The sequence below is a fragment of the Methylocystis borbori genome (assembly GCF_036576025.1).
In the GTDB taxonomy this organism is placed as follows: domain Bacteria; phylum Pseudomonadota; class Alphaproteobacteria; order Rhizobiales; family Beijerinckiaceae; genus Methylocystis; species Methylocystis borbori.
The window spans coordinates 1-10,486 of record NZ_JAZHYN010000072.1 but is presented as its reverse complement, the minus strand read 5'-3'; the positions used below and the strand labels follow the sequence as shown (position 1 = coordinate 10,486).

The 10,486-nt window shown below is 64.4% G+C and carries 11 protein-coding genes and 2 pseudogenes; 7 read left to right on the top strand and 6 right to left on the bottom strand.

Annotation, left to right across the window (positions count from 1 at the left end):
• Positions 1 to 986, bottom strand: a 986-nt coding sequence (locus tag V3H18_RS15865; protein WP_332083043.1) for an SGNH/GDSL hydrolase family protein, incomplete at its 3' end; no start/stop codon positions are given.
• Positions 987 to 1,112: 126 nt separating this feature from the next.
• Here V3H18_RS15865 and V3H18_RS15860 point away from each other — a divergent pair.
• The 3 genes from V3H18_RS15860 to V3H18_RS15850 are packed head-to-tail and all read left to right on the top strand — an operon-like array spanning position 1,113 to position 3,167.
• A complete protein-coding gene (locus V3H18_RS15860; protein WP_332083042.1) occupies positions 1,113 to 1,583 on the top strand; it encodes a hypothetical protein in 471 nt (156 codons plus the stop codon).
• 27 nt (positions 1,584 to 1,610) lie between these two features.
• The gene (locus tag V3H18_RS15855) at positions 1,611 to 2,264 is read left to right on the top strand and encodes a ribonuclease T2 (protein ID WP_332083041.1); all 654 of its coding nucleotides are present in this window, start codon (positions 1,611 to 1,613) and stop codon (positions 2,262 to 2,264) included.
• A 57-nt stretch (positions 2,265 to 2,321) separates the two neighbouring features.
• A complete protein-coding gene (locus V3H18_RS15850) occupies positions 2,322 to 3,167 on the top strand; it encodes a 23S rRNA (adenine(2030)-N(6))-methyltransferase RlmJ (protein ID WP_332083040.1) in 846 nt (281 codons plus the stop codon).
• 86 nt (positions 3,168 to 3,253) lie between these two features.
• Here the strand turns inward: V3H18_RS15850 and V3H18_RS15845 are convergent, their stop codons facing one another.
• Together V3H18_RS15845 and V3H18_RS15840 are read right to left on the bottom strand one after the other, a co-directional pair.
• A complete protein-coding gene (locus V3H18_RS15845; protein WP_332083039.1) occupies positions 3,254 to 3,472 on the bottom strand; it encodes a hypothetical protein in 219 nt (72 codons plus the stop codon).
• 292 nt (positions 3,473 to 3,764) lie between these two features.
• On the bottom strand, positions 3,765 to 4,856 hold the full coding sequence (locus V3H18_RS15840) for an alkene reductase (protein ID WP_332083038.1): 1,092 nt from the start codon (positions 4,854 to 4,856) through the stop codon (positions 3,765 to 3,767).
• A gap of 78 nt (positions 4,857 to 4,934) precedes the next feature.
• On the opposite strand from V3H18_RS15840, the gene V3H18_RS15835 reads away from it, so the two are divergent.
• Positions 4,935 to 5,528, top strand: coding sequence for a glutathione S-transferase (locus V3H18_RS15835; RefSeq protein ID WP_332083037.1), 594 nt, complete (start codon positions 4,935 to 4,937; stop codon positions 5,526 to 5,528).
• A gap of 197 nt (positions 5,529 to 5,725) precedes the next feature.
• Here V3H18_RS15835 and V3H18_RS15830 read toward each other — a convergent pair.
• Positions 5,726 to 6,007, bottom strand: a pseudogene (locus V3H18_RS15830) (LysM peptidoglycan-binding domain-containing protein); the annotation flags it as partial.
• Positions 6,008 to 6,354: 347 nt separating this feature from the next.
• On the opposite strand from V3H18_RS15830, the gene V3H18_RS15825 reads away from it, so the two are divergent.
• Positions 6,355 to 7,128 carry an SDR family oxidoreductase gene (locus V3H18_RS15825; RefSeq protein WP_332083036.1) on the top strand — a complete coding sequence of 258 codons (774 nt, stop codon included), beginning with the start codon at positions 6,355 to 6,357 and terminating at the stop codon, positions 7,126 to 7,128.
• A gap of 160 nt (positions 7,129 to 7,288) precedes the next feature.
• Here the strand turns inward: V3H18_RS15825 and V3H18_RS15820 are convergent, their stop codons facing one another.
• Both V3H18_RS15820 and V3H18_RS15815 read right to left on the bottom strand, forming a co-directional pair.
• On the bottom strand, positions 7,289 to 7,531 hold the full coding sequence (locus V3H18_RS15820) for a hypothetical protein (protein WP_332083035.1): 243 nt from the start codon (positions 7,529 to 7,531) through the stop codon (positions 7,289 to 7,291).
• 127 nt (positions 7,532 to 7,658) lie between these two features.
• Positions 7,659 to 8,222, bottom strand: a complete 564-nt coding sequence (locus V3H18_RS15815; protein WP_332083034.1) for an NUDIX hydrolase — start codon at positions 8,220 to 8,222, stop codon at positions 7,659 to 7,661.
• 254 nt (positions 8,223 to 8,476) lie between these two features.
• On the opposite strand from V3H18_RS15815, the gene metG reads away from it, so the two are divergent.
• Together metG and V3H18_RS15805 are read left to right on the top strand one after the other, a co-directional pair.
• Positions 8,477 to 10,042, top strand: a complete 1,566-nt coding sequence (gene metG, locus V3H18_RS15810) for a methionine--tRNA ligase (protein WP_332083033.1) — start codon at positions 8,477 to 8,479, stop codon at positions 10,040 to 10,042.
• A 166-nt stretch (positions 10,043 to 10,208) separates the two neighbouring features.
• Positions 10,209 to 10,486: pseudogene (locus V3H18_RS15805) on the top strand (hypothetical protein); the annotation flags it as partial.

Genomic DNA, 10,486 nt, shown 5'->3' with positions numbered 1-10,486 from the left:
CGCGCGCCGGCATCGGGAGGCGGCGCCGCGGCGGGCGGCGCGGCGGCGTTCAGCGGCGTCCGCTCCCGATATTCATCGTAAATGCGTTTGATTTCCGTATCGACGAAATGCGCCACGCTGCGCGCGCCGGCGTCAGTGAAATGCACCCCGTCCGCCGAACGCAGCTTGACGATCTGGCCGTTAATGTCCGGGCCGAAGGCGCTGTATTGGCCGTGCTCGTCCGCCATCGCCTCCCATATGTCGATATAGGCCGCGCCGGCTTTCTCCACGCGGGCGCGGAAGATTTCATTGAGCTGCGCCATGTCGGCGGAGAAGCGTTCGTTCTTCATGACCGGCAGGCCGACCCATATCACCGGAATCCCCTTCTCCTGGAAGGCGGCGATCACGGCGTCGACGCGCGCGGCGTAAATCTCCCGCCAGCGCGGCGAGAAGGGCTCGTAGGATTCGGAGCCTTGCTGAATCGCCTGGCGGTCGTTGCTGCCCAGCATGATGACGGCGACATTGACCTTCTGCGCGTCGCCGGCGATCTCATGCGCCGCCTTTTTCCAGTCGTAGAAATCCTCTCGCGCGAGGCCGGAGCTTTCCTTGGCTTTGCTGAGGATCGCCACATCCGGCTTGTCGGAAAGACCTTGCTTCAGCCCGTTCGCGAGAAGAACGCCAAGCGTGTCGCCGAGCGTCGCGACGAAGAAGGTCGGTTCGACGGCTGGCGTTTCCTCCGCCGGCGCGGGCGTCTGCTGACGCTTGGCGCGCCGCTGCTCGCTCTGGCCATGCCAATAGGCGGGACCGCGTTCCCGGCCGGGCGCGATGCGGCGAACGCGCGGCTCGCCATAGTCGGGCGACGAGCGGTGCGGACGTCCGCCAAACAGACCTCCGAAGAATTCGGAGAAGGGGTCTTCCTGCGCATAGGCGCCGGGGCTCGCGCTGATCATCAGCGCGCCGAGAAAGAGCGCCAGAAGGCGGCGCAGGGTCTTTGTGCGAATGGCCATGGCCGCCAATATAGCGCCTCCCGCCCTTCTTGACACCCGCCGGGATTTTAAGCTGCCGAGCGCCTTGACGCGCGGCGCCCTTTTGGCCTCTATCGCGGCTCGTCCCTGTCTTTGAGGAGAGATGCGATGCGATGCCGCTTTAAGGGCTTTAGCGGTCTTTTGGCCTGCGCCGTGGGCGGCGCGCTTTTCGCCCCCGGCGCGGCGACGGCCCAACCGGCGCGCGAGGAGAATCCCCCGGCCGAATTGCGCGTTCTGCCCTATACGGGGTATCCCGCCGGCTGCGGCGATCCGGGCGTTCTCTCCGACATCGTCTCCGGATTTCAGACGCGCGAGACCTGGTATTGGGCGTCGCCGCTCGCAATCGTCGGCTTTGAAGCGGTCGGGGAGACGGGCTATCGCAATAATGGCGCAAGCTACATCCCGCGCCGCTATTGTCGCGCCGTGGCGCTGTTCAACGACGGCGCGCGCCGCGCCGTCGTCTATAATGTCGGCGAGGCGCTCGGATATATCGGCGCCGGCCCCGGCGTCACCTGGTGCGTCGTCGGCCTCGACCGCAATCACGCCTTCAGCCCCAATTGCCGCGCCGCCGGCCCTTAAGGGGCCGCCCCTCATGAGATCGTCCTAATGAAAAGAATTTTCTTATTTCGTCATTGGGTCTTTGGAGCCTTTTCGCTCGCCGGCGTCTTCTCGCCGGGCCTCGCCCAAAGCGGCGGGGCCCGCGACTTCGACTTCTATGTGCTCGCTCTGAGTTGGTCGCCAGGCTTTTGCGAAAGCGTCGAAGGGGCGAACGACCAATGCGAGCCGGGCAAGAGCCTCGGCTTCGTCGTCCATGGCCTTTGGCCGCAATATGAGCAGGGCCGGCCAAGCGATTGTCCGGGGCCGCGCGCGCCCTCGCGCGTCGCGCTCGAAAAGGCCGAAGGGCTGTTCCCAAGCGAGGGCCTCGCCCGTTACGAATGGCGCAAGCACGGCGTCTGCAGCGGCAAGAGCCCGAGCGACTATTTCGCCGATGTCGCCAACGCCCGCGCGGCGGTAACGATCCCGCCGCTCTTCGTCAATCCGAAGGGCGACCAGAAATTCGCGCCGATCGACGTCGAACGCGCCTTCTATGACGCCAATCCGAGGTTGCGGCCGGGCATGATGACGGTCTCCTGCCGACGCGGGGTGATGGACGGCGTGCGCATCTGCCTCTCCAAGGATTTGCGCGACTTCCGCGCCTGCCCGGAAGTGGCGCAGCGCGGCTGCCGCACGCGGGAGATCAGCGCGCCGGCGCCGCTTTAATGGGCGTATTTTTTAGGCCGAACCGGCGACCGCCGCGGCGGAAAACGCTGTAGAAAAATGAACTACCGGCACGGGTTTCACGCCGGCAATTTCGCCGACGTCTTCAAACATGCGCTGCTCGCGCGCTTGCTCGTCTATCTGACGCGCAAGGAGACGCCATTTCGCGTCATCGACACCCATGCGGGCGAGGGCGGCTACGACCTTGCCGGGGAAGAAGCTGCGCGCACGCAGGAATGGCGGGGCGGCGTCGGGCGTCTCGCCGATCTTTCGGACGCGAGCGAGGAGATTCGCGCGCTGCTGGCGCCCTATCTCGACTGCCTCGGCGCTTTCGACGCGGCGGGAAAGCCGGCGCTTTATCCTGGTTCGCCGCTGATCGCGCAGCGACTGACGCGCGCGCAAGACCGGGCGATTTTCTACGAATTGCGTCCCGACGCCTTCGCGGCGCTGCGCCGCTGCTTCGCGAGCGATCCGCGCGTCAAGACGCTTCATCTCGACGGCTATATCGGCCTCGCCGCCTGCGTCCCGCCAAAGGAGCGGCGCGGCCTTGCCTTGATCGATCCGCCCTTTGAGCGAACGGACGAATTCGAAGCCATGTTTCACGCATTCCGTAAAGCATATGAAAAATGGCCGACAGGGATTTACGTCTTATGGCACCCGTCAAAAGACCCGGACGCGGTGCGCCGCTTCCATCGCGCATTCAAGGAAAGCGGCGCGCGGCGCGTTTTGCGGCTCACGATGGATATTGGCGAGGGGGAAGCCGGTCTGCGCAGAACGGGATTGGCGGTCGTCAATCCGCCTTTCGTCTTCGAGGATGAAGCGCGCGCGCTTCTGCCCTTTCTTGTCGAGCGGCTCGGGAAAGGGAAAGGCGCCGGATTCGAGATCGAATGGCTCGTCGGCGAATGAGAGAAAGAAAACTCCCGGCTGCGCTACGCGCCTCCGGGAGCGAGACGACCGCTTCGCCGCAGCGGCCAACGGTCAGGAACGAAACATTACCAGCGCCGCCGCCACCAGCGCCGCCGCCACCAGGTCTTCTCGGGCTTTACATTTTCGATGTCTTCCGGCGTCGCGACGCCGAACTGCGGCGCGGGAACGGCGCTCGACTCTGTCGCCGCCTTCGGCGCGAGCGCCGTCAAGGCGTGCGCTTGCGAGGCGGCGAAGGATGCGCCAACGCCCGCGAGAAGCGCTCCAAGGAATGTTCGGCGTTCCATCTATATTTTCCCTTTCTTCGAAGAGCAGGCTGATTTTGATCGTCGCGCCGGAGGCGCGCCCCATCTCAGCCAACGCTAGAGAATTAATTCAATAGCCGGCTTGAGCAAGCGCCTTGAGCCGATTTCACGAAAATGAACCCGTCATCTTGAGCAATCGGACTGAAGAAGCTCGGGATTTTTCTGGGGTTCAGCGCTCTTATAAAAGGGATCCGCAAGCGGGATGCGGCGCTCCTTCGACTGTATTCGTTATTATTCCAATATGTCGTTTGAGAGCGCCGATTTATTCACGATATCAAGACGTCGCCGCCTGTTCCGCCAGCGCCGGATAGTCGGTATAGCCGGCGGCGCCCTGCGTGTAGAAGGTCGCGGGGTTGGGCGCGTTGAGCGGCGCGCCGGATTTTATGCGCGCCGGGAAATCCGGATTGGCGATGAAGGGGGCGCCGAAAGCCACGGCGTCAAGCTGGCCCGCGCGGATCGCCGCATCGGCCTCGGCCGCGTCATAGCCCATATTGCCGATTAGAACGCCCTTGAAGCCCGCCCTCGCCGGCGTGAGCACGTCGGCCTTCTGCTGATTGGCGAAATCCGCGCGCATGACATGCAGATAGGCGAGGCCGAAGACATTGAGCCGTTCGGCGAGCCAGGCGGTGAGGCCCACGGGGTCGCTGTCTTTCATGCTGTTGTAGCTGTTGAGCGGCGAAATCCGTAGGCCGACGCGCTCGGCGCCCCAGACTGTCGTCACAGCTTCGAGGGCCTCGAACAACAGCCGCGCGCGATTTTCAAGCGGGCCGCCATAAGGGCCGCTGCGTTTATTGGCGCCGTCGCGCAGGAATTCGTCGAGGAGATAGCCGTTCGCGCCATGCAGCTCCACGGCGTCGAAGCCCGCTTCCTTTGCGTTGCGCGCGGCCTGGGCGAAGCCCGCGACGATCCCGGCGATCTCGTCGTCGCGCAACTCGCGCGGCGTCACATAGGGCTGCTTCCCCTGCGGCGTCAGCACGTCGTCGTCCGTGATGGCGATGGGCGAGGGCGCGACCGGAATCGCGCCGTCGTTGAGCAGCGGATGGCAGGCGCGCCCGCCATGCCAGATCTGCAAGGCGATGCGTCCGCCCTTGTCGTGGATGGCCTGCGTCACGCGCCGCCAGCCCTCGATCTGCGCCTTTGAATAAATCCCCGGCTCGCGCCAGAAGGCGGAATTGCCTTCCATCGCCATGGTCGCCTCGGCGACGATGAGGCCGGCCGAGGCGCGCTGCGCGTAATATTGGGCCATAAGTGGGCCGGGGACATGGCCGTCTTCGGCGCGGCAGCGCGTGAGCGGCGCCATCAGAATGCGATTGGGGAGATCGAGCGCGCCGAGCTTCAGCGGCGCGAAGAGGGCGTCATAGCTCATGGTCAATCCTCGCGGCCGTCCGCCATTGGCGCCGCACAAAGCTTGTTCTACACGGAAGATGAAGACAGGAAATGACCGATGCTCGTGTTGCGCTATTCCGCCGCTTCCCCTTACGCCCGAAAAATCCGCATCGCCGCCGATCTCCTGGGACTCGCCGACCGCATTGAGATCGTCGCGGCGGATGCGACTGATCCGGCCGACAGCCTGCGCTTGCAGAACCCGCTCGGAAAAATCCCGACGCTTGTGCTCGAGGACGGGTCCTCGCTCTACGACAGTCGGGTTATCGCCGACTATCTCGACCATCTTTCGGGCGGCGGCCGGCTCATTCCCGCCGGCTACGCCCGTTTCGAGGCGCTACGGCTGCAAGCGCTCGGCGATGGAATCAACGACGCGGCGCTGCTCATCCGCTACGAGACCGCGACGCGCCCAGAGGCGCTGAGGCATGCGGATTGGATCGCGCTACAGCAGGGCAAGATCGATCGCGCGCTCGACGCGCTGGAGGCTGCCCCTCCAGAAGGGCCGATCCACATCGGTCAGATCGCCGTCGCCTGCGCGCTCGGCTATCTGGATTTGCGTTTCGAAGGCGCCTGGCGCGCAGGGCGGCCCCGCCTCGCGCGCTGGCTCGCCGACTTCGCGGCCAGCGCTCCTGCATATGAGGCGACGAAGGCGTGACCTAAGCGTCCGCCGCCGATCGCCCGCGCGCCACTCTACAAGGAGCGGCGGATCCCGTTGATCCGCGTCGTGGATAAGCCGGTCTTCTTCTCTAAGCGCCCTTAGCGCGACTCTCCGACCCAATCCGGCGTTTGAATCACGCGGATGCGCTAAACTAATCGTTCTCGAGAGCCCCTCAACCGCAGCGGTTTGGTTCGTCAGCCCTTGCGGATTTCATCGGGCGGAACCCACTCGCCGCCAGCGACTTTCGCGCCGGCGGCGGTCGCGGCGGTCGCGGCGGTCGCGGCGGGAATGCGCAGACGCTCGCCCGGCTGGATTTTATCGGGGTCCGTCAGCAGCGGTTTGTTCGCTTCGAAAATTTCGAGGTAGCGCGTGCCCTGACCGTGGCCGTAATGAGCCTCCGCGATTTTCCAGAGCGTGTCGCCGGCCTTCACCACATAGAAGACCTCGGCGGGTTTCGCCGGGGCGGGGGCTTCAGCCGTTTTGGTGGGCGTCGGCGCAGGCGCCAGTTTAGGTTTTCCCGTGAGAAAGTCCAAAAGTCCCATCGCGAGTGTCCTTAAATGAAGTGCGCGCGGCTGCGCGACGGTTGAGCCCTACTGCTGAGCCCTGAAGCCTCATCTAGCGCGTTCTCGGGAAGGGGCGAGTATGACGGCCCAGAAAAGCGTCGCCGAGAATCTAAGGGGTCCGGCGCATGAGACGAAGCTGGATATCGGGACGGAATATTGCTGCCCCTGGAGCCGCCCGAGGCGTATAGCATAGCCGTCGATGGCGAGCCCGCCTGCCGCGCGCGACAGGGTAAGCCCATCAGTCGACGGGGAAATGCAGCATGAGCGACGCCGGCCAGCATGACGACGGACCCGCGCTGGTGACGGGCTCGTCGCGCCGCATCGGCCTCGCCATCGCGGAACGCCTCGCGCGCGAGGGGCGGCCGGTCGTGCTGCACGCTTCTCCGCGCTCGGCGGATGAGGCGGAGCTTGCCGCGCACGCCATTCGTCTGCGCGGCGGGCGGGCCGCGAGCGCCATCGCCGAGCTTGCGGACGCGGCGGCGACGCAGCGGCTGATCGCGGAGGCGGGGGCGGCTTTCGGACCCCTCCGGCTGCTCGTCAACAACGCCTCGATCTTCGAAGTCGACGCGGCGGCGGATTTCCCGCTCGAGACCTATGAGCGGCAAATGGCGGTCAATCTGCGCGCGCCGCTGCTGCTCGCGCGGGATTTCGCCGCCGCCCTGCCGCCGGTTGGGGAGGGGGCGATCGTCAATATTATCGATCAGCGCGTCTGGCGCCTCACGCCGCTCCACTTCTCCTACACGCTGTCGAAATCGGCGCTTTGGACCGCGACGCGCACCATGGCCCAGGCCTTCGCGCCGCGCATCAGGGTTAACGCCGTGGGGCCGGGGCCCGTATTCCCCAATCCGGCGCTCGGCGAAAGAGAGTTCGAAACGGAGGCGCGCGGCGTGCCGTTGGAGCACGCGGCGGATGTCGCAGGCGTGGCGGATGCGGTGGTTTATCTCGCCAAGGCGAAGAGCGTGACGGGGCAGATGATCGCCGTCGACGCCGGGCAGCATCTCGCCTGGCGGACGCCCGACGTGGCGTCGGAATAGTTAGACTTAAAGTTATGCTAGAAGTTGAGATTAATATTATAATATATTGAATTTACGAAATTTTATTTCACATTAAGCCCGACTGCCCGACTGCCCGACTGCCCGACTGCCCGACTGCCCGACTGCCCGACTGCCCGACTGCCCGACTGCCGACTGCCGACTAATCGGCGCTGGGCAGCCGGCGGATCGTGAATTCGATCCTGCCATCGTCCAGCTCGCGCCAGAATTCGATCTCGGTCATATAGGCGGCCTTGGGAAAGCGGTCGAACCATTCGCGCGCCTTGGCCCGCGCCTCTGACCGCGCGAGGGTGAAGGTCTCGCGCCGCCAGCCGTCGGCGCGCCCGGCCCGCTTCTCGGCGAACCGCCGCGCAATGTCCCTCGGCGCGCCTTTCGCTACGCTCATCTTCGATGCTCCGCGAAAAGAAGTTAGCGCGCCATGACGGCGAAGGGGAGTCCCGTCTTAAGCGCCCTGCGTCGTCAATATTCCCCGCGGCGCTTTGACAAGACGATGACGACTCGCGGCCGTCGGCTCATATCGTCAGCTTGAGGCGCCCAATGGCCGTCAGCGCCAGGACAAGCGATGCGACATGCATGGATTGCCCCAGCAGGCCGGCGCCAAGCGAGTCCAAGACCTCAGCGAGAGGAAAGACGTGAACGGTCAGGCCTTCCTCGCCGGCGTCCAATTTCTGAATCCCCTTCAACTCGGCGTCGAGGGCGACGAAAATATGCGCCTTATTCGTATGCGTCGCGGGATTGGGAGAAAGCGCGCCGGCCTTCAGCCATCGCTCGGCGACATAGCCGGTTTCCTCCTCAAGTTCTCGGCGCGCCGTCCTTTCGGGATCGCCGTCGGCGGCGTCGACCGAGCCGGAAGGGAGTTCGTAAAGGAACTCCCCCGCCGCGTGCCGATATTGCCGGGTGAGAATGATCCCGTCGTCCGGCGTCAACGCGACGATATGCGCCCAGTCGGAATAGGCGAGCACATAATAAGGGCTTATCTCTTTTCCGCCGGGCGTGACGCAATGATCCGCGCGGAGATCGATCCATCGATCCTTTAACAATGTTTTAGAAGAGACGACCCGCCATTTGCGTTCCATATTCGCCAGCCGATCCTAAATTCACGCTTCGAGACAGCCAGAACGCGCTATCGAGGCCGCCGTCAGTCGCGCATGTCTAGTTAGAGCATTTTCCCGCCGAAGGGGATGCCGGCGCCGCATCGCTGGGCGGCGGAAATTTCCGGAAGCGGGCGCTATTGGGCGGCCTCGATGACACCAAGAGACGCCTTGGCCGGAAACCCGTCCCCATCGGGGCTCCACTTTCCCGCATCGCAAAAGCGCGCTAGACCCCCGGCATGAGCGAGCGCCCTCCTTATATGATCACCACCGCCATTCCGTACGCCAATGGCGCGCCGCATATCGGCCATGCCTATGAGCGCATCGCCGTCGACGCCTTTGCGCGCTGGCGGCGGCTCGACGGCTATGACGTTTTCTTCGTCACCGGCATGGACGAGCACGGCCAGAAGATGCAGCGCACGGCCGAGAAGGAGGGGCTGACGCCGCAGGCTCTCGCGGACCGTACGGCGGCGCAATTCGCCCGCATGGGTGAGGCGCTCGACGCCCGCGCCGACGACATCGTGCGCACGACGCAGCAGCGCCATAAGGCGGCGGCGCTGGAAATCTGGCGGCGCATGGAGGCCAATGGCGACATTTATCTCTCGAAATACGCCGGCTGGTATTCCGTGCGCGACGAGGCCTATTACGACGAGGCCGAACTCAGCGAGCGCGAGGGCCGGAAATTTGCGCCGACTGGCACGCCGGTGGAATGGGTGGAGGAGGAGAGCTGGTTCTTCAGACTCTCGGCCTATGCCGAAAGGCTGCTCGCCCATTACGAGGCGCATCCAGAATTCATCACGCCCGAACATTATCGGAACGAGATCGTCGCTTTCGTGAAGCGCGGCCTCACCGATCTTTCCATCTCCCGCACGACGTTCGATTGGGGCATTCCAATCCCGCCCAGTCCAAGCACCAGCGCCAAACATGTGATGTATGTCTGGGTCGACGCCCTAACGAATTACATCACCGCGACGGGCTGGCTGACGGGCGAGGGGGATCGGGCGCATTACTGGCCGGCCGACGCTCATGTGATCGGCAAGGACATCACCCGCTTTCACGCGATCTATTGGCCGGCCTTTCTGATGTCGGCCGGCGCGCCCTTGCCCAAGCAGATCGTCGTGCATGGCTTTCTCTTCTCCAAGGGAGAGAAAATGTCGAAATCGGTCGGCAATGTCGTCGATCCTTTCGACCTCGCCGAGCGCTACGGCGTCGATCCGTTACGCTACTTCTTCCTGCGCGAAATCCCTTTCGGCCAGGACGGCAATTATTCGCATGAGGCGATCGTCAACCGCATCAACGCGGATCTCGCCAATGATCTCGGCAATCTGGCGCAGCGCTCGCTGTCGATGATCGCAAAGAATTGTATGGGTTCCGTACCACATAAAAATATCTTTATGGAATCCGATAAGGCGATCCTCGCGGAAGCCGCCGGCGCGATCGACAAGGCGCGGGCGGCGATGGAGATTTACGCGCCGCATCACGCGCTCGCCGAGATTTTCCGAGTCGTCGCCGAGGCTAATCGCTATTTCGCGTCGGAAGAGCCGTGGGCGAAGAAGAAAACCGAGCCCGCGCGCATGGAGACGATCCTCTATGTGACCGCCGAGACGCTCCGCCGGCTGGCCATTCCCTTGCAGCCCTTCATGCCGCAGTCGGCGGGCAAGCTTCTCGATCTCTTGAGCATCGGGCCGGATGCGCGCGACTTCGCCCACGCCGGCGAGGCCGACGCGCTGCAGGAAGGCGCGCCGCTGCCGCCGCCGGCGCCGGTGTTTCCGCGCTTCCTGGAGGAGGGGGAGGGCGCAAGTTGAGTTATATCAATTCCCGCGGCGGGCTTGTCGGGCCAGCCGCGCTCGTGCAGGATCGGGTTCGAATCGGGCGCACGCGGCGCAACGCCGCCTTATTGCCCACGTATTTGCGTTCGGTGAGGTCGCTCCGCTGCTCGCAGCAAGGCCTTTTCTAATAGAGGAACATAGAATGGCTCGAGTGATTTCGACGATCGTCACGGCGGCCGTTGCGGGCGCGATAGGTTTTGGACTGGGCGTGTACGCCGCGCCGAACGAAAACGTCGTCAAACTTCGCGAGGCGATCGAGAGCGGCGTCGAGTCGCTGAAGGACAGCCTCAAAAAGGACAACGCGCCGACGACGGAAGCTCCGCTCGTGGAGACGCCGGCGGAGGCGCCGCCCGAAGCTCCTCCGGCCGTTGCGCCCGAGCCGGCCCCGATAGAGCCGCCCGCCGCCGTCGCGCCGGAAAC